Origin of the sequence: Bacillus cereus group sp. N11, assembly GCF_016483605.1 — a bacterium.
GTDB classification, from domain to species: Bacteria; Bacillota; Bacilli; order Bacillales; family Bacillaceae_G; genus Bacillus_A; species Bacillus_A toyonensis.
Genome location: NZ_JAEHBN010000007.1, coordinates 150,937 through 170,459, shown reverse-complemented (window position 1 = coordinate 170,459; position 19,523 = coordinate 150,937). Strand labels below are relative to the sequence as shown.

The window sequence follows — 19,523 nt, the reverse complement described above, 5'->3', positions numbered from 1 at the left end:
TATACACTGTACCTTTTTCATGCACTCTATTCTCTTGATTTGATCAATTCAACATTATAAGCTTCAATATCCGTTAAATTCCCTTTAAAATACGGATTTTCTCTGTACCAAGACTGTTTTGAAAAATACGCTTGCATATCTTTCGTTTGAAATATGTTTCCATGTCTTGCATATATTTCGTTTCTAGCAATTTTCAACTGTTCTTTCGTTACATACGTTAAATCTGCATTCGTTAATTTTCGAATATCACTATCAGGGAAGATAAAACCATTATATACATACCCAGTCGTAGGTGGCGGAGTAACATTGTAAACGACTGTTTTTTCTACGCTTTTCTTTTCGAATGGAAGGTTATAAGCCGAAAGTGCTGTTACCGTTTCTACTTTTGTCGTTTCCCTTCCGCTTTCTCCATTGCGTTCTAAATAAATCGTCGCACTTCCATCAGTTGCTACGGGACCCCACGTAATTTCTTCTCCGGTCAATGCGGTAACTGGCTTTTGATTCACATATAATGTCGCACCAGGCGCGTTCGTTTGAACTGTAATATATTGCCCTTGCAACGTTAAATCTATCGTTACATTATTTTGACTTTGTTTCATAAGTACAACTTTTTCCTCGCGTGATAGTTTTACATAGTCATTTTTATATTCCACTTGAAACACTTGAGCTCCTGGAAGAAACGGTCCATATTGCTTCTGAAAATTTTTGTCTTCTGTCTTATCGATTTCTTTTCCGTTCATTTTTAAAGATGCACCTTTTTCATTTGAAAGCAAAGTCGTATAATACGTCCTTGCCTTCAATTTATACCGATCAAATATAAAGTAATGTTTCCCGTCTTTCGTTAAAGAAAAATCCGCTCTTTCAATTCCGTCCCCTTGCTTTTCACCTTGCTTTAAATATTGTTTCAATTCATTCACGTAAGACGGATTTTCTTTTATATATGAAAATAGAGGCTTGAAACTCTCTCTCGTTACAATAACCGATGGGTCATCTGTCGTAACAATCTCAGCTAATTTTTCTCCGTCTCTCTCTTGTAAAATCGTAATCATCCGGTCTACTTGTGCCACCTGCGCATAATACGATGATCCATACAAATACAATCCAACAATCGCTATAACAAGTAGTGCTAAAAGTGTAATGCCAATTTTTGTACCGCTCCCCATTTTCTTCTTCACTACTGGAATTTCTCTCTTTGTACCGCAGTTTTGACAAAATTGCACACCATCTACAAACTGCGTTCCACACTTTGTACATACATTCATCCATTCAACCACCTTTGCATTAGAAGCCAGTTAATCCCTGTGTAAAGGCTTGAATTACAGTGCTAATGTAAGACCAAAGTACAATAAATGTTACGATTCCAATGAAAACATTTGCGATAAGAAGTGTGTAAACAAGATCTAATCCGCCATTATCTAATTTTAATATGGCTACAATTATACTAATCCCTATATAAGTTGTAGCTAACGATAATAATATCGGTAAGAAAAAGATTAATAAGAAACTAAAAAGAAAAGTAAGAACTAATATAGCAATAACCGGCGTTGCTATCGTTCCCCATATGCCGAATACTTCAAGAAACGAAAAAGAGGATTTCATCATCTTACCACTTATAAAAATAATGAATCCAACAAACAAAGTTAAAATTAATAAAAAGAAAAATACCGTTACAGATTCTCCAAAAAATGTAGGAGTATATACTTCTGGCACTAGCGTTCTCGTAACAGCTGCACCAGCACTCATCATTCTATAAAAAATACATGCTCCTAAAAAACAAATAAGAACAAGACTGACAATTCCATTTCGCACTTCGACATTGCCACTTTGCATAATCGCTGTCGGTGCTTGAAATGCCTGTTTAAAAAACCGAAAATAGCCACTCGTAAACCGCTTTGCTTGCTCTACCGTTTCATTTGGACGAGTTTCCTTCGCTTGCTCTGCATGCGATGATTGCTGATTTTCTTCTTGGACACCACTTGCTACTACTTCTTCGGTTAACGAATGTCCACAATTCCCGCAAAACTTTGCTTCTACTGCATTTTCTGTATGACATGCTGGACATTTCACGCTCTCATCCCTCCTTAAGCATATATCTTATAGGATGTTACAAGTTCAATATATGACTTTGGACATAAAACATGACTACAAGAAACAGATTATGAAATCCTGCTTTTGAAAGAAAATATATAGACTAGTAATCTAGAAAAATAATGCTATTATGAAACAGAGCAACTAAAGTGAAACTTTAAACAGATTGGATGAAAGGCAATGGAATTTGTAAACTCAATTTTTCAAATACTCCTTACAAGCGTGATCCAGTTATTTTCTTTAATTGGAGTCATCATTGTAATCGGATTTCTATTAGGTTATTTAGAATCTCTCACACGAATGTATTGGTCGAGGGCTTTCGGAAGAAAAGGATTTCTTTTGACTGCGTGGATTGGTGTTCCTATTCATGAACTTGGACATGCCATTATGTGCGTACTATTTCGTCATAAAATTGTAGCAACGCAGTTCTTCCCAACAGATACGAGCCAAGGTGCGTTAGGTTACGTACAACATCAATACAATCAAAAAAGTGTATATCAACGAATTGGGAATTTCTTCATTGGAATTGGCCCTATTATTTCTGGTATTACTGCATTAATCCTTTTCATGCGCTATTTCGTACCAGATTCATATTTTTTATTTAATACAACTCTCGAAAAGACGATTGCATCTACTTCTATTACTTTAGAAATGGTTCAAAACATGCTCTTGTCGACGTTCGTATTATTGAAAAGCTTATTTACAATAAACAATTTATTGAACCCTTCCTTTTGGTTATTTTTATTTATCGCTATTTGTATTTCTGCACATATCGCTTTAAGTAAACCTGACATTAAAGGATCCATTGACGGTGTCATCGTCATGTTTATCGTATTGTTTTTATTTAATATAATAGCAGAACTTTTTCAGTACGACAGTAACCAACTCATCGGGAAAGTAATGAAATATAATATGTATCTCATTGCATTTTCTAGTGTGGCACTGCTGTTCTCTTGTATTTCTACACTTGTTAGTTTTGGGTTTTATAAAATAAGAGGAGGGCGTTCATTGTGAAATGCCCCCGTATTAAAAAAGCGCAACTAAGCAACCTGAGTTCTATATTTATATGGACTCAGGCTGCTTAATTTTTTTGAAATCTTTGATAGTTATACAAGTGCATATATTTGCACACAGCAACTTTAACCTCATCAGCCTTGTGGAAAGAGTATCAATGGAAACACTCTGACTTGAAATGAATGAAGGAATATCAGCCCTTTGTCTGTTAAGAAATTTCACAATAAAACTAATTGATCCTACTTTGAAATAGCATTTTTTATATGATGTAAATTATTTAACAGACTAAAGAACGAACTGTCTCACTTCCTCTAGTACAAGGTGAAAATGGAATTCAAATCACTTTGCGAATACATTCAGAATTATTTTTAATGTATATCATCCTTTTGATAATGCAAGCAAACTCACTTTGATATCAAAAATTTGTAAAATATCTTGTTCTAACTTTATTGCATTAAAATCAGCCTTAGCCTTTCCTTCTAACATTCTAATAGATTGAATAATATTTCTAATTATCAATATTTTTCTCGTAGAATAATCTGCAGATAAAAATGTTTCATAATCAATCCTTAATCTAAAATCTGCTTCTTTACTCTTCCTTTTAAAGAGCTTTCTTTCTTTATGAAAACCCGCATCTTCATATTCCGGAGTTATGTTAACTACTATAGGGATTATAGCTATTTCTTCTACCTCGCTACCATAATTATTACTATTTAATTCTTCAAGTTCACTGCCTATTTCTGAAATCATATTTATAAATTCTTCCGCAATATCTCCTTCTAATTCACCACTTAAAAAAAACCTCATAATTACTCACCCTTTTCAATAATCGCTTTTATGTAGTGGAGGACGCTTTCCATTAATTTTAGTTTTGGCTTCGGTTTAGCCTTTTATTTTTTTCTGCGTTCTTGCTCTTGTTTTATTAATTGTAAAAGAAATTCCCCCACGAATCATATTCATACGTTGCTACAATTTCATCATTTTGATCTGTCATCGTAACGAGGATTATAGTGATAGTATAACGTTTGTCCTTGCGATTTCATAGCTACTAAAAATCTATCTATAATTGTAATTTCTTCTCCGTCACAATCTAATTCAACTTCATTATCTTCTAAAAATGTACACCTTCTAAAAGTTATTTTATTATGATACTCCAAGAAAAACATCCTTTCTCATTCAATAAAACTATTAATAATTTAAAACATATAAAATACCCCTTTTAGCTTTTTCTAAAAGGGGTGTTTTATTTACATATTTAATCCAGCTTTTAATACCCAATATTTATTTCCATTCATTGTGAGTGAGAATTCAATCCATCCGTTTGGATCTTCACGATAAATAAATACAGGTGTACCCGTTGCTAATGTACCTTGATCATTTTTCGTAACTGACTGACTTTTAATTGTACCATCAAATGGATATGGTACAACGTAATAGGAAGTAGCCAGTTTAACAGTTTTTGTCGTTCCTTGTGAGTATGTTTTATATGGAATATCACTTGATAGGGCGTCGACATTTAAAGAGTTTGGATTTTTAGGTAATTTTTTCGCATATACATAATCTTTTTTCTGGAAAGGTTTAATACGTTCCATTATTTTTACGATTTTAGCAGACCACTCTTGATCTGTTGAATACATGACATTCATGCCTTTTAATGTTGGTCCGTTAAAGTATGATCCGTTTTTTTCTAAGTACTTTTCTCTTACGTAGTTTGCGTTATAAGAAATACTATCACCGAAAGTTGGTAAATATTTCGCATACTTAAATGGATCAGCATCGTAAGCACGTAACCCAAATAGGTTATGTTTACGATATGCAATTTCAGATTTACCATATCCCGATTCTAAAATAGCGTGTGCAGCTAAATAAAGAGCATTGACACCATGTTTAGCTTGAGCTTCGACAAAGTCATTCCCATGTCCAATTAATGGGCTGTCTGGATGATATTTTTTAATATTAGCATCAATTTCTGCACCAGTCACATTTGAAGCGTACGTTAAATCAAGATCTAAATATGTGGTAGCAGTGATGTTATTTTCAGGAATCCAAGCACCGCTCTTGTCGAAATGGTACGTCGTTCCATTGATTGAAGCAGTTCCAGTTTGCATCATACCGTTGGATTGCAAATAATACCATGTATCGCCATCTTGTAGCCAGTCCGTCTTCATTGCACCATTATTTTGTAAATAGTACCAACTTCCATCTATAAATGACCAACCAGTTTTCATCGTACCGTTAGCATTCAAATAGTACCAAGCGCCGCCATTCGAAAGCCAACCCGTTTGCATTGCTCCACTAGCGTTTAAATAATACCACGTATTATTCACTTGCAGCCATCCGATTTTCATTGATCCATCATTTTGGAGGTAATAACGGTTGTTTCCATCTTGTAGCCAACCAATTTTCATTCCGCCACTTGAATTTAAGTAATACCACTTATTATTATCAAGAAGCCAGCCAGTTTTCATAGAACCATTAGAATTTAAATAATACCAAACTCCTTGATTTAATAGCCAACCCGTTTGCATTGCTCCGCTAGCGTTTAAATAATACCAAACTCCTTGATCTAATAGCCAACCCGTTTGCATTGCTCCGCTAGCGTTTAAATAATACCAAACTCCTTGATCAAACAGCCAGCCAGTTTTCATTGCTCCACTAGCGTTTAAATAATACCAAACCCCTTGATCAAACAGCCAGCCAGTTTGCATAATGCCGCTTGAATTTAAGTAATACCATTTATTATTATCAAGAAGCCATCCTTTTTTTATAGTGCCATCTGGATTGAAGTAATACCATTTTCCATTTTGTTGGACCCATCCAGATTGTTTTACAGCATTTACATTTACATTTACAGTTGCTGTATTAGAAGTTGTTACAGTTTCAGCTAAACCTGTTATAGGAATAGAAATTATACTAGATGTTAAGACAATTGCTGCAGCTTTTTTAAACATTTCTTCCTAGTACTCCTTTTATTAATTTTTTAGTTTAATAGTTATCTAACTACTATTGTAACAAGGAAGCGGAAAAAAACAACTATAACATTGTAGATATTTAATAGTATAATATTAAAATGATTAATATTGAGTTTTTAGGGGGAATTTATAAAGGAACATGTTCATAGAAGGATTGGAAAAAGTTGATTTGTGAAGTCAGCTCGTTAGTTTTTATTGTACATCTTCTTCTTTTTTAATAAGAGGGTGCTGCAAAACCCTCTTATATTAATACATTTGATGCTTACTCTCCATTATAAATTTATATACTACACTCTAATTGCTCAAAGAAAATGTTAAATCACATTGTTTTTAATTCTAGTTTTGTTCCCGCTTTTTGCATTCCCTGTTTTAAGTGCTTTTTATTGGACGAAGGTGTCTTGGCAAGCTTGTAATTTTTTGCCCCTAAACGATACCCAGCTCCGAACGAAATAACTATACTAAAAAACAACTACATTTTAAGATTAATCACTTTACCATTAAGAGAAAATTGTTTTGCTTCAACTAACAAAATAGAATCCCAAATCTCTATTATAATATTTACTCCTGTGGAATATTTGCTACTCCATTCTTTCTCATTTTGTAAACTCAATTTAACTTCACTCAGATTTGGATCTTCATAATAAATCGTTGTTAATTCTAAATAATCTACTTTTTCTCTATCATAAAATGCAAATCTACGCTTTTCATCATCTTTAACATAATAAAACGATGACACTTCTATCAATACTAATTTATAATCTTTTATCACTCCATTATCAATTACCTGCAATGTAAATTTAATACTATCATTTAACAAATCTATATGTGTCTCTAAAACGGTAGCGCCCCATAAATTATCTAATATAGACTGTATATTAATACTATTCATGTAGCTTTTCATCCTTTTCTAACGTTTTTTATTTAATGTATGACGTATTTGCTTATAAGACTTCCTTAATCAATTAACACGTGATTTGCCTTTGTATCCTTTATAAGCACTATAGCCACTTATCGCTACAGGAATAAGCCAAGGTGCCTGTCCATCTGGATTTGTCAGCATCACTGGATTATTATCACCATACGTATACCCATTCTGCGTTACAGAGGCATCCTCTTCACCCAGATCATGCCCCATACAAAATCCCTTCTTTACTTTATTATATATTTTTCCCATTCCTGTTAGTTCTCATAAAAAATACAAACCTTTTTAATGAGGTTTGTATTTTTTATCTACTATTCAGTTATCTTGTCTTTGTCCATACACCGTTTGCATCTACCCAGTATTTGCTATCAACCCACGTATTTTTGCTCATTTTTCCAGTAGGTGGGAAGAAAGAATACCACTTACCATCTATCTCTTTCCAACCTGCTGCCCTTACTCCATTTTCATCAAAATAATACTTTTCACCCTCAAGAGAAATCCACCCTATTGCCATCGAAGCATCATTTTGCAAATAATAGCCCTTACCATTATTGAACATCGAACCTATTACCGCTTCACCTTTTGTATTAAAGTAGTACCATTTTCCACTATCTTGTAGCCACCCAGTTACTTTTACACCGTCCTGGTTTAAATAATACAGTTTACCGTTTTCTATTCTCCATCCTGTTTTTCCATTCTTCCAGTCAGACATCATTGCACCGTTTTCTTTAAAACCATACCATTTACCATCAATGAAATGTTTTCCTACTGCCATTGCACCATTAGAGTGTAAGTAATACCAATTTCGATCTTTTTGTAACCAACCGGTCACCATAGAACCACTAGCGTTTAGATAGTACCATGTATTATTTACTAATATCCAATCTGTCGCCATGGAGCCTTCTGCATTTAAGTAATACCAATGACCGTTTACTAACGCCCATCCTTTCATCATGGAGCCACTTTCTTTCAGGTAATACCACTTGCCATCTACTAGCGTCCAACCTGTTTTCATTGCTCCATCTGCACTTAAGTAATACCACTCACCATTTACTAACGTCCAGCCTGTCACCATAGATCCATTTTCTTTCAAGTAATACCACTTGCCATCTACTAGTACCCAACCTGTTACCATCATTCCGTTGTCATTCAAGTAGTATTGTTTTCCATTTTCCTTAAACCAACCTGTCACAAATTCCAATTTTTTCTCATCAAAATAATACCAGTGTCCTTGTGTTTCTCCATATTCCTTGAAATAATTCCAACCAACTACTGGCTCCAATAACGTAATGTTACCGCTGCTCAGTTCTTCCATGCTTTCTCTCTCTGAGCTATCTCGTGGCTCATGAACGTTAGAGTTATATGCTATTAAGCCCAAAACTCCTGAATGGATCATATCAATCTCCCAAGTTCCAACCTGCTCAAAATCAAAATAAGTATTTAATACACCTTCATACAAATCTGTTTCCGAATTATATTTTAAATTTACATACTCATAAACTTCTTCTTCCTCTTCATCTAAATAAGGAAGGATATACTTGATGCTTATATCAGAACCTATGCCATTTGGATTATTAACCTTGACGGTAACTTTCACTTTCATTTCATTACCAAAAGAAACCTCACTTGGCGTTACATGAACACTATCGATCCAATCACTCTTGTTTTCTGATTCTGCACCAACTTCTTTACTAAACACCACACTCATCATAACCATGACTACAAGCATCATCGCTTGCATCAAAATTTTCTGCCTCGTACCCATATATGTAGCCTCCTGCATCCATAAAATTGTGACTTTCAGGGTGGAAAACAGACAAGTCTAGAATAATATAGTAAACTCCAAAACTATCTTACCATTCTTTTTTATTATCCATTAAAAACAGAACATCCGTTCAATCCCCTTACATAAATTAAAGGATAAGAATAAAAAAAACAAGATAGATTTTACATGTAGAAACACTTTCATTTGTAATTACGAAAGTATTCCTACAATTTCTCGTAAATCATTTACAGACTACCTTTATATCCCTTATATTAAAAGTAACTATATACAAATACTACACAATGTGTAAAAATCACTTAATAAATCATACATGTGACAAAGGATTAGAAAGGACTTATAAAGAGTAAAAAGTAGTGACCATGAATTCTGATCCTCTCAAAAACCTTTTATAAGTTATCATTTTCAATCATTATGAAAAATACCACTATTAATAATTCATGAACAGTTTCTATGCCTTCAATAGCGATCACCATACATAACAATTTCTTTATCATACATGTATCCCACGTATCCAAATGGATTCTCTGCTGCGATACCTTTTGCGTCACTCTTTAATACGTTCCACCATGCATCATATTCATAGTTTACGACAACTTGTCCATTTGGGTCTGTCATCGCTACTACGTCACCACTTGGGTTGTAGTGATAGAATAACGTTTGTCCTTGTGCTTTCATTGCTAGACGAACGCCGGCCATTGAGTATACATATTGACGAAGTACGTTTCCACTACCATCTGTCTCGTATAACGGATTAATACTGTCACCATCGTAGAAGTAACGTGTGATTTTTCCATTTACTTCTTTTTCGAAACGAAAAGAGCTCGTTCATGTCGAACGAGCTCTTTTCATCAATTATTTTTCTTATAATTACAATTCTCAACCGGAACACGAGCATGCCCTTCTTCATCCGTACACCATGACTGCGACTGGAATGCAAGAAAGATACCGATCCATTCTTCTTCCTTTTCAAAATGAATGAGTATTCCTCCGTCTTGCCATATACCATCATCACCTTGCCATTTTTCTACATTTCCTTGATTCATATGAATATCATGTATACCGTTTCCTGGTTCAAAATGAAAGTAAGAATCGGGTGTATTTTCTTCTGGCCCCCATCTTTCACCGAACGCGTAAATAATCGCACTTTCTTCTATCGCTCGCTTTATATACCGCTCAATTTTTTCATTTAAATCATTATCAGCTCCTGCTTTTTCAGGTGGTAAAGGGATCATTTGATTTGAGTCAAATAGATTTCCTCTTACATAATCTAAAGCTACTTTCGGTTCATTGTTTTTTATTTCTGTAAAACCGAATGGTAATGTCGGTAAAATATGAATCGCCTCTGACCTAATATTGTTACTCGCAAAATATAAAACTTCCGACGGATAACTTTGCGATTTCACGTTAATTGCAATACGATAATCTACTCCTGCTTCGCCTTGTAAATGAACTTGATAATGAGGTGTTTTCCCTTTTCCAATCTTTGATTGTATAACTGTACCTTTTAACACACCGTAGTTTTTTAGGGGCATACATTTCATCTCCTATTCATTTAGTAGAAGCTTTTCATACTTAAGGCATTATCCATATAAAAAGAAAATCCTCCTTTTTCAGGAGGATTTTCTTATTTTCTCAACATATACCAAAAAATAACCTCCACCACTACAAGTAACACCGCACCAAAGATCATTAACGTCGTCTTCTTTAATAGTTCAGTTTCACGATACGGGATATTACATAAATAAGCACCTAGTGTAATGCGTGATGGACAAGCGATTGTCGCCACTGACGATGCGGTGTTTTGAAGTGTTGTGACGTATTGCCACGGGAGTGCTACGTTTTGTGCTGTTTGCATTTGTAGTTTTATAAACATCGCATTTGATCCTGCGTTACTACCTGTTAAAAAACCACCGATACTACCGATGAACGGAGCAACGAAAACGAAAAAGGTACCAAATGTTTCACCAGCTGTTTTTGCGAGTAATGAATGCATACCAGATGCACCCATTAGTTCTGAAATGGCGATAAACATCGTCGTCGTAATCGCAAAAGGAATCCATTGTTTTATCGTTTGCAAGAGTGATTGTTTCATAATATGAGATGGAATGCGGAAGAAAATAATTGTAAATAAACAAGTCATGCCGAGCCAAAAACCTGGTGAATATAGCATTTCTAATTTGTAAGAATATGATTTTAAATCAAGGACTGCATATGATCTGAACAAATCATGTAATGGTGGAACGAGGCGAGAAAGTAAAATACAAACTGTTAAGAAGATATAAGGGCTAATAATTTTTATAATGGATACTTCTCTCTCCGTTGCCGCAGCATGTTCTGTTATAAAGGTTTGCTCATTTTTCCCTTTTAGTTTAATGATAAGAAAGCCAAATGTAATTGTAACGATAGAACTTAATATACCTGCTAGTTCAACACTTACGTATGCGTTAGAAAGATAGATTCCGAGAGAAAATAATAGAAAGAATCCTATCCCTTCCTTCCACTTTTCTATAACTGCCTGAAAGCCACCGACAACGTATAAAGAAAGGATGATAAAGTATGCGAAAATCGGGATGCTTAATAATGCTGTATTTGTACCAAGAGTTGTGAGCGGCATATTTATAAGCTGCGAACCGATAATCGTACCAGTTGCCATTGCGCCCCATGAACTAGCTAGTAAACCAATAAATGAAAGTAGTACAGCTTGAAACGGTTTATAGCCTAATGAAAGAAAGATAGGTGCTGCAACCATGAAGCCAATTCCGAATCCACTTACCGATTCAATTAGTGGGCAAATACCAAAGCACATAAGAAGCATTTGTAATAAACGATCTTGCGTCACTTCTTCTAAAAAACGCGCTACTTGATCGATGTACCCCATTTTGTTCATGAGGTGAAATAAAAAAATACCGAAAAATAAAACATACCCGACAATAAAACAAATTAACCAACCTTTAATCGTTGCATGCACAGTTTCACTTATCCTTAATTGAAACGTTGGCGAGAGTAAAACGATTCCAACAGACACCGCATAAGAAATTAATGAGGACCTTAATGACGTTTGTTTAAATAAAAATAAACAAATGAAAATCATCATAATTGGGATAAGTGCCAACAATATGGCCATGTTATCATCTCATTTCGTTAAAAATACAATTTCTAACTATTATATAACAGATGTAATATTTTTCAATTGTTTTTACAACAGAATCAAAAAGAAGCCGTTTGGCTCCTTTTTGATTCACTCCCATTTTCTATTATCCTCAAAAACCGTCTGCTGTCCGATTATTTTTCCTAACACAACAAACACAATGTAAGCACATATCGCTTGCAGTACAATATTCCCAAGTTTCATTAATGAAAATGAATAAATCCATTGAAATAATTCATTTAATAATACAATCGAAACGATACTAAATAGTTCTATACTAATTGAAAATGTACATACTTCTAAAATAGATTGCTCTTGAATGCGATTTAAGTTGGAAAAGATGAATACATATCCTACAAATAGAGCCATCAACTCTATTTTCGTCATGCTAATAAGCCAAGCGTACAGTGGTACAGTTAAAAGAAGATATAGTAGTTTACGTCTTAGCATGCTTTCTCACCCTCTAAATTATATGTATTTTCTGTATATTTTAACATTTATTACGCAAAACAAAAAGAAGAGACTTACGCCTCTTCTTTTTGTTTTGTTGCCTGTATTAATTCACATATTTCTTCTCGTTTTTCATTTTCTAACAGCTCAATAACTTTACTTCCAACGACAACTCCGTCACATATTGTAATCATTTCTTCTACATGTTCCTTTGTTGAAATACCGAACCCTGCCACTACCGGTAAATGCGTATGTGATTTTACTTTTTCTAAGTAACTATGAATTTCCTCTTTAAAGTTTTGACGCACTCCCGTTACACCTGCTACTGTAACTGCGTAAACGAATCCTTCTGATTCACTCGTAATTTTTTCAATTCTTTCAATAGGACTCGTTACGGTAACGAGTGGAATTAGCGCAATGTTTGCCTCTCGAAGTAACGGGGCAATAATATTTTGTTCTTCATACGGTAAGTCTGGAACGATAATACCGTCCACACCTGCCTCTAAGCATCTCTCAATGAATTGTTCTTTTCCGAATGCGAGTACTGGATTTACATATGTCATGAGTACAAATGGAATTTGCACTTCTTTCCTTACTTCTGCTAACGCTTGAAAAATGCCTTTTACTGTTACACCGCTATCTAGCGCTCGTTTCCCTGCTCTTTGGATCGTTGGGCCATCTGCGACTGGATCTGAAAACGGAATACCAATTTCAACGATGCTTGCTCCTGCTTCGTCTAAAAAACGAATTCTTTCTTTTAATTTTTCAAGGCCACCATCTCCGCCCATTACGTACGGAATAAATGCTTTCTTACCATTTTCAAATACTGCTTTAATTTTTTCTACTCCCATTTTTTACACCTCTTCCATATAACGTTTTATACTCTCTACATCTTTATCGCCGCGGCCAGATAAACAAATGACAAGCCCTTCGTCCTTCTTCATTTGCGGCGCTAATTTTAATGCATATGCGACAGCATGCGAGCTTTCTAAAGCCGGAATAATCCCTTCTTTTTTCGTTAATAATTGAAATGCTTCTAACGCTTCATCATCAGTAATGGAATGATAAGAAACGCGGCCAATATCTTTTAGCAAGCTATGTTCTGGCCCAACACCTGGGTAATCAAGTCCTGCTGAAATAGAGTGTGCTTCTTGAATTTGTCCTTCTTCATTTTGCAGAAGGTACATCATCGATCCGTGTAAAACACCAACGCTTCCTTTCGTTAAAGTCGCTGCGTGCTGTTCTGTATGAACGCCTTTCCCTGCTGCTTCTACGCCGTAAAGAGCGACTTCTTCATCGTGTACGAACGGATAAAACATGCCCATCGCATTACTACCACCGCCAATACAAGCAACGACTGCTTCTGGTAACTTTCCTTCTAACGCCTCATATTGTTTTTTCGTTTCTTTCCCAATTACACTTTGGAAATCACGGACAATTTGTGGGAATGGATGTGGCCCGAGAACAGATCCCATAATGTAGTGCGTATCATGCACATGTGAAACCCAGTAACGAAGCGCCTCGTTTACCGCATCTTTTAATGTTCCGCTACCTGCCGCTACACTTTCTACTTTCGCTCCGAGTAACTCCATTCGAAACACATTTAATTTTTGACGTCTCACATCTTCTTCCCCCATAAAGATGACGCATTCTAATCCAAGTAGGGCACATACAGTAGCGGTTGCCACTCCGTGTTGTCCAGCCCCTGTTTCAGCGACAACTTTTTTCTTGCCCATTCGTACTGCAAGAAGTGCCTGACCAATTGTATTGTTAATTTTATGAGCTCCTGTATGATTCAAATCTTCACGTTTTAAATAAATCTTTGCACCGCCGCAATACTTCGTCATATTTTCAGCGAAATAAAGCGGTGTTTCTCTTCCGACGTACGTTGTTAAATAATGATTTAATTCCTTTTGAAACGCTTCATCTTGCATCGCTTCTTTATATGCTTCTTCTAGTTCTAATACAGATTGCATTAACGTTTCTGGAACGTATCGTCCTCCGTATATACCGTAGTGGCCTTTTTCATCTGGATATGCGTAGTTCATTTGGAACACTCCTTCGCTTTTTTAATAAATTGTTTTATTTTCTTTAAATCTTTCTTTCCTTCTGTCTCCACTCCGCTACTTACATCGACCATATACGGCTGAATAGTTCGAATCGCTTCTTCTATATTAAGAGCGTTTAATCCACCAGCTAATATCGTTTTCTCTCGCAACTCTTTTGGCATATGCTCAAGTAGTGCCCATGAAAATTTCTTTCCATTTCCTCCGTGAAACTTTTCTTTCGGGCTATCAAACAATATATAATCCGTTTCATATGTTTGAGCGTTTTTCATATCAGCCTCTGAAGTTACTCCTAGCGCTTTTGTAGACGGAATATTCAATCTTCTAATTTGATGATTATCTTCATCCCCATGTAGTTGCACATGCGTTAACCCGCATTCATCTGCAATTTTCTGGATCTCTTCTACTGATTCATTTACGAAAACACCGACTTTTAATACGTTTGCTGGAATCTCCTGAATGATTTCTTTCGCTAGCCTTGGAGTGATTTTCCGCTTACTTTCTGCAAAAACAAATCCGAGTGCATCAGCTCCGTATTCACAAGCACGTTTTGCCGTTTCAACATCAGTGATGCCGCAAATTTTCACTTTCATATGTTCACCTTACAATCTTCAAAAAAGGTACGAATAGAAGATGATGTCATGAGTGCTTCTCCAACTAATACACCTTTCGCTCCAGCTCGTTTGACACGAATAATATCTTCTTTTGAATGAATCCCGCTTTCACTAATCCAAAGTAATTTCTCCTCGTTTAATCGTTTTCCAAGTTTTTCTGTTTGGCTTAAATCGACTTCGAATGTTTTTAAATTACGGTTGTTAATACCGATAACGTGCGGATTTAATTGGATTGCAATTTCTAATTCCTGTTCATCATGAACTTCAACGATCGCTTCTAATCCTTTTTCTAGTACGTAGCTATAAAGCTCTTTTAACTTTTCTTTCGTTAACGCCGCTACGATTAATAAAATAAGATCTGCACCAGCTTCATACGCCCTATCAATTTGGATTTTATCGATTATAAAATCTTTGCATAAAAGCGGAATGTTACTTTCTGCTCTTGCAGTTTGTAAATCGTGAAACGATCCTTTAAAAAATTGACCGTCTGTTAAAACGGAAACTGCTCCTGCACCGCATTCTTCATATGTTTTCACTTGTTTTCGTACATCAACGTGTACATTAATATCTCCTTTTGATGGTGATGCTCGCTTTACTTCTGCAATGACAGTAAATTGCTCTAAAGCTTTTACGAGTGAGTATGTTTTTCTTTTTGCATTGCCTGGTATATATGTTTCATATAGCTCCGCAACTTCTTTTTTCTTCTGCTCTACAATTTTGTCTAAAATCGTCCCCACCTTAATTCACCCTTTCTAATTTTTCGTTGCTTGCTGTAATTAATAAGTTTAGTTTGGCTAATGCTTTTCCAGAGTCAATGCTATGTGTCGCTAGTTTAATTCCCTCTTCAATCGTTTCCGCTTTTCCGTTTGCGAAAAGTGCAAGCCCCGCATTTAATAAAACGGTATCGCGGTAAACACTCTTTTCTCCATTTAATACGCCGAGCGTAATCTTTGCATTTTCTTTTGAATTCCCGCCTCTAATTTCTTCGTTTTTCACTTTTGAGAAACCATACTTTTCCGGATCGATACTCATTTCTACTATTTCATTATCTTTTAAAAGGGCTACGTGATTTTCTCCCTGTAATGATGCTTCATCTAAAAAACCACTTCCATTTACGACAAGCGCTTGTGTCCGCCCTAACTTCTGTAATACTTGCGCAACTGGTAATAACATATCTCGTTTATAAATACCGACAAATTGTGTTTCTAAGTTAACAGGATTCGTTAAAGGGCCAATTAAGTTAAAGATTGTCGGCACATTTAATTCTTTTCTTATTTTCATAATGCGCCTTAATGCTGGGTGCATCGCTGGTGCGAATAAGAAAGCGATACCGACATGCTCTAGTAAATAATCAATTTCGCTTGGCGTACTGCTAATATTTACACCGAGTTCTTCTAATAAATCCGCACTTCCTGTTTTACTAGAAACAGCACGATTACCATGCTTTGCCACCTTTACACCTGCTCCTGCTAGTACGAATGCCGATGTTGTACTTACATTGAACGTTTGGGCACCGTCACCACCTGTTCCGCAATTGTCCATCGCGCCTTCTATATGGTTTGAAAACGGCAATGCTTTTTCACGAAGAGCACGAACGAGGCCATATATTTCTTCTGCTGTTTCACCTTTCGCTTTCAGTAATACTAAGAAAGCTGCTACTTCACTTTCCAATATGTTGTCACTTAATAAAAGAAGTCCCGCTTCATACATTTCTTCTTCTGTTAAATGTTGTCCCTCCACTAATTTACGAAGATAGGTATTCATACTCTCTCCTCCTCTTTTACTTCTCCTAAAAAAGCACGTATTAACTTTCCGCCTTCTTCTGTTGCGATTGATTCTGGATGAAACTGTAACCCGAAAAGCCGATAATAATTATGACGAACCGCCATTATTTCTCCATCATCCATAGCAGTTGCTAACACATCAAAACATTGTGGTAAACTCGTTTGCTCTGCAACAAGTGAATGGTAGCGCATCGCTGTTAGTGGCTGCGTCACGTACGAAAAGATTGCCGTTCCGTTATGTTTCACACGCGATGTTTTTCCGTGTTTAATGTGCTCCGCTCTTACAATTTCTCCTCCAAATGCCGATATAATTGCCTGATGGCCGAGACAAATCCCTAATATGGGAACGTTCTTATAGAAATGACGAATAACTTCGATACAAATACCAGCATCTTCTGGTTTTCCTGGTCCTGGTGAAAGCACAATTCCTTTTGGATTCATCTCTTCTAACTGTTCTATCGTTATTTGATCATTTCTTACGACTACAATTTCTTCTTCGTATTCGCCTAATAGTTGGTACAAGTTATATGTGAACGAATCGTAATTATCGATGAGTACAATCATTTCATTACCTCCAAAAGCGCCCTCGCTTTATTTAACGTTTCTTCATATTCAGCTATCGGATCTGAATCGTAGACGATACCTGCTCCTGCCTGAACATATGCTTTTTCATCTTTTACAACCATCGTTCGAATGGCGAGCGCCATATCAAGATTTCCTGAGAATGAAATATATCCAACAGCTCCGGCATATACATTTCTTTTTTCATGCTCTAACGTATTGATAATTTCCATCGCTCTAATTTTCGGAGCTCCCGAAACCGTCCCCGCTGGTAAACAATATGCTAATGCGTCAAATCCGCTCATTCGTTTTCGCAATGTTCCGTAAACTTCAGATACAATGTGCATGACGTGAGAATATTTTTCTACTTTCATATATTTATCTATCGTCACAGATCCAATTTCACTCACTCTGCCAATATCGTTTCGTCCAAGATCCACAAGCATCATATGCTCTGCTCGTTCTTTCTCGTTTTCTAACAGTTCTTTTTCAATTTCCGCATCTTCCTGCTTTGTTTTCCCTCTCGGTCTCGTACCCGCAATTGGATTTGTCATCACTTTATCGTCTCTAACTGATAACAAGCTTTCTGGTGAAGAACCGAGTACAACATAATCTTGAAAATCGATATAAAACATATATGGTGATGGATTCGCAATGCGAAGCTTGCGGTATAAAGCGAAAGGATCACCTTTACACTCGCTTTGCAAACGCTGAGATAGTACGACTTGGAATATGTCCCCTGCTCGTATATGCTCTTTCGCCGTTTCTACCATCATGCAAAACTCTTTTTCCGTTATAGAAGAAGTGAATGATAATGTTGATTGTATTTCCTTTACTTCCGCTTCTTCTCCTTTTAGCACTTCTTCTTTGTATACTTGCAACCTTTCGTATACTTCTTCATAATCTGCTGAATCATCTTGCCCGCATACATATACAAACGACAACTTTTGGCGTAAATGATCGTAAACGATAAACTCACGATATAGTAAAAGGTGTACTTCTGGAATATTTAATGGATCGTGTAAATCTGCTCCAATGTTTTCATACTGCCGAATGACGTCATACCCTATATAACCAACTGCTCCTCCGCAAAATGGGAATGGGCTCTCTACTTGCGATGATGCAATTACCCCTTCTAACACTTGCAGTACGTTACCTTGCAACCTTTCTGTTTGCCCATATGTCGTTCGTTCGACTTCCATACCAATGCTTTTCACTTCTCCATACGGATTACAACCTAAGTAAGAATAGCGCCCTTTATCTTGATGAAGCTGTGAGCTCTCTAATAAAAACTTCTTCTTCCCTGTCATACGTCTATATAAAGAAATTGGCGTAATGCTATCTCCTTCTTCTTCAGCGATTACTAAAAATGTTTTTCCTTGTTCTTTTTGCTTCATAAATTCCTCTTTTGTCATCATGCCTTTCACCTCACTCTGAAAAATAAAAAAGTCCCCTACATATCGAAATATGTAGAGGACGATAAATTTACCGTGGTACCACCTCATGTTGGACGCAAAAGCATCCCGCTTTATTCAGGTACAAAATATATACCTTATCCTTGTAACGGCGGAACCCGGGTTGCCTACTGAATAAAATTGTTCAGCATACCTCTCGTAAGCCCATTCCGTATATGGCACCGTACCGGGCTCCCACCTGTCCCCAGCTCTCTGTAACGTCTCCAAATATACGTACTCTTCTTACTTAAACGATTTAACATATTTAATTTTTTGTACACAAAAAGGGAGTACTCATCCTATAGAAAGGACGGGTACTCCCGTGGTGCCACCTTAATTCGTTACGAATGTAACGCACTTTACCGTATCAAAAACAATACGTGTCTCTTGTATCGATGAGATCATGTCGCCAAAGCCTACTTCTTTCGTTTCGGTTTGGAAGCTCCGAAGCCCATTCCACATCAATCCCATACTGATTCGCACCAACCATCAGCTCTCTGACATGTTCATCATGTGTACTCTTCTTCATCAACGCTTGCATTTTTTTAAGTTGCACTCATTATAGACTTAACTTTTTTCACAAGTCAATACTTTTTTCGGAAAAATATTTTTCCCTTCTTTCAATATTATATTGACAAAACAACGTGTTTTTATGTAAATATAA

At 36.1% G+C, this 19,523-nt stretch carries 18 protein-coding genes, 2 pseudogenes and 2 other annotated features; of the genes and pseudogenes, 1 reads left to right on the top strand and 19 read right to left on the bottom strand.

Annotated elements, in window-relative coordinates:
- Window positions 1–26: 26 nt before the first annotated feature.
- Entirely contained in the window at window positions 27–1,262 is a 1,236-nt protein-coding gene (locus JDS98_RS13665; RefSeq protein ID WP_199633979.1) for a TcaA 3rd/4th domain-containing protein, read from the bottom strand.
- A gap of 19 nt (window positions 1,263–1,281) precedes the next feature.
- Window positions 1,282–2,067: a zinc ribbon domain-containing protein gene (locus JDS98_RS13660; protein WP_000650065.1), complete on the bottom strand. Its 786-nt coding sequence runs from the start codon at window positions 2,065–2,067 to the stop codon at window positions 1,282–1,284.
- Between the two features lie 201 nt (window positions 2,068–2,268).
- Between JDS98_RS13660 and JDS98_RS13655 the strand changes: the two genes are divergently transcribed.
- Window positions 2,269–3,102 (top strand): hypothetical protein, encoded by an 834-nt coding sequence (locus JDS98_RS13655; RefSeq protein WP_000397497.1) that lies wholly within the window; start codon window positions 2,269–2,271, stop codon window positions 3,100–3,102.
- Window positions 3,103–3,480: 378 nt separating this feature from the next.
- Here the strand turns inward: JDS98_RS13655 and JDS98_RS13650 are convergent, their stop codons facing one another.
- The 17 genes and pseudogenes from JDS98_RS13650 to trpE all read right to left on the bottom strand — a co-directional run bounded on the left by JDS98_RS13650 (window position 3,481) and on the right by trpE (window position 18,823).
- Window positions 3,481–3,909, bottom strand: a complete 429-nt coding sequence (locus JDS98_RS13650) for an Imm44 family immunity protein (RefSeq protein WP_052943564.1) — start codon at window positions 3,907–3,909, stop codon at window positions 3,481–3,483.
- A 130-nt stretch (window positions 3,910–4,039) separates the two neighbouring features.
- Window positions 4,040–4,151: pseudogene (locus tag JDS98_RS30590) on the bottom strand (RHS repeat-associated core domain-containing protein); the annotation flags it as partial.
- Between the two features lie 198 nt (window positions 4,152–4,349).
- Window positions 4,350–6,053, bottom strand: a complete 1,704-nt coding sequence (locus JDS98_RS13645; RefSeq protein ID WP_199633978.1) for a glucosaminidase domain-containing protein — start codon at window positions 6,051–6,053, stop codon at window positions 4,350–4,352.
- A 490-nt stretch (window positions 6,054–6,543) separates the two neighbouring features.
- Complete coding sequence (locus JDS98_RS13640) at window positions 6,544–6,963, bottom strand: YxiG family protein (protein ID WP_199633977.1); 420 nt, start codon at window positions 6,961–6,963, stop codon at window positions 6,544–6,546.
- A gap of 69 nt (window positions 6,964–7,032) precedes the next feature.
- Entirely contained in the window at window positions 7,033–7,209 is a 177-nt protein-coding gene (locus JDS98_RS13635) for a hypothetical protein (RefSeq protein ID WP_000509719.1), read from the bottom strand.
- 106 nt (window positions 7,210–7,315) lie between these two features.
- Window positions 7,316–8,761 (bottom strand): hypothetical protein, encoded by a 1,446-nt coding sequence (locus JDS98_RS13630; RefSeq protein WP_199633976.1) that lies wholly within the window; start codon window positions 8,759–8,761, stop codon window positions 7,316–7,318.
- Window positions 8,762–9,253: 492 nt separating this feature from the next.
- Window positions 9,254–9,595: pseudogene (locus JDS98_RS13625) on the bottom strand (RHS repeat-associated core domain-containing protein); the annotation flags it as partial.
- Between the two features lie 35 nt (window positions 9,596–9,630).
- Window positions 9,631–10,314: a DUF2278 family protein gene (locus JDS98_RS13620; protein ID WP_001128598.1), complete on the bottom strand. Its 684-nt coding sequence runs from the start codon at window positions 10,312–10,314 to the stop codon at window positions 9,631–9,633.
- Window positions 10,315–10,406: 92 nt separating this feature from the next.
- Window positions 10,407–11,906: an L-lactate permease gene (locus JDS98_RS13615; RefSeq protein WP_199633975.1), complete on the bottom strand. Its 1,500-nt coding sequence runs from the start codon at window positions 11,904–11,906 to the stop codon at window positions 10,407–10,409.
- Window positions 11,907–12,020: 114 nt separating this feature from the next.
- Window positions 12,021–12,380, bottom strand: a complete 360-nt coding sequence (locus JDS98_RS13610; RefSeq protein WP_097953234.1) for a DUF4029 domain-containing protein — start codon at window positions 12,378–12,380, stop codon at window positions 12,021–12,023.
- 74 nt (window positions 12,381–12,454) lie between these two features.
- Complete coding sequence (gene trpA, locus JDS98_RS13605; protein ID WP_000537847.1) at window positions 12,455–13,231, bottom strand: tryptophan synthase subunit alpha; 777 nt, start codon at window positions 13,229–13,231, stop codon at window positions 12,455–12,457.
- Window positions 13,232–13,234: 3 nt separating this feature from the next.
- Window positions 13,235–14,428, bottom strand: coding sequence for a tryptophan synthase subunit beta (trpB, locus tag JDS98_RS13600; protein WP_001105043.1), 1,194 nt, complete (start codon window positions 14,426–14,428; stop codon window positions 13,235–13,237).
- A complete protein-coding gene (locus JDS98_RS13595; protein WP_097957193.1) occupies window positions 14,425–15,039 on the bottom strand; it encodes a phosphoribosylanthranilate isomerase in 615 nt (204 codons plus the stop codon). The genes trpB and JDS98_RS13595 overlap by 4 nt, the downstream gene beginning before the upstream one ends.
- Window positions 15,036–15,797: an indole-3-glycerol phosphate synthase TrpC gene (gene trpC, locus JDS98_RS13590; RefSeq protein WP_087970710.1), complete on the bottom strand. Its 762-nt coding sequence runs from the start codon at window positions 15,795–15,797 to the stop codon at window positions 15,036–15,038. Before trpC ends, JDS98_RS13595 begins: the two co-directional genes overlap by 4 nt.
- Window position 15,798: 1 nt before the next feature.
- Window positions 15,799–16,824 carry an anthranilate phosphoribosyltransferase gene (gene trpD / locus JDS98_RS13585; protein WP_052943575.1) on the bottom strand — a complete coding sequence of 342 codons (1,026 nt, stop codon included), beginning with the start codon at window positions 16,822–16,824 and terminating at the stop codon, window positions 15,799–15,801.
- The gene (locus JDS98_RS13580) at window positions 16,821–17,408 is read right to left on the bottom strand and encodes an aminodeoxychorismate/anthranilate synthase component II (protein WP_097957192.1); all 588 of its coding nucleotides are present in this window, start codon (window positions 17,406–17,408) and stop codon (window positions 16,821–16,823) included. Before JDS98_RS13580 ends, trpD begins: the two co-directional genes overlap by 4 nt.
- The gene (trpE, locus tag JDS98_RS13575) at window positions 17,405–18,823 is read right to left on the bottom strand and encodes an anthranilate synthase component I (protein ID WP_141523547.1); all 1,419 of its coding nucleotides are present in this window, start codon (window positions 18,821–18,823) and stop codon (window positions 17,405–17,407) included. Before trpE ends, JDS98_RS13580 begins: the two co-directional genes overlap by 4 nt.
- Window positions 18,824–18,874: 51 nt before the next feature.
- Window positions 18,875–19,120 (bottom strand) — a binding site (T-box leader).
- A gap of 42 nt (window positions 19,121–19,162) precedes the next feature.
- Window positions 19,163–19,400 (bottom strand) — a binding site (T-box leader).
- Window positions 19,401–19,523: the final 123 nt, after the last annotated feature.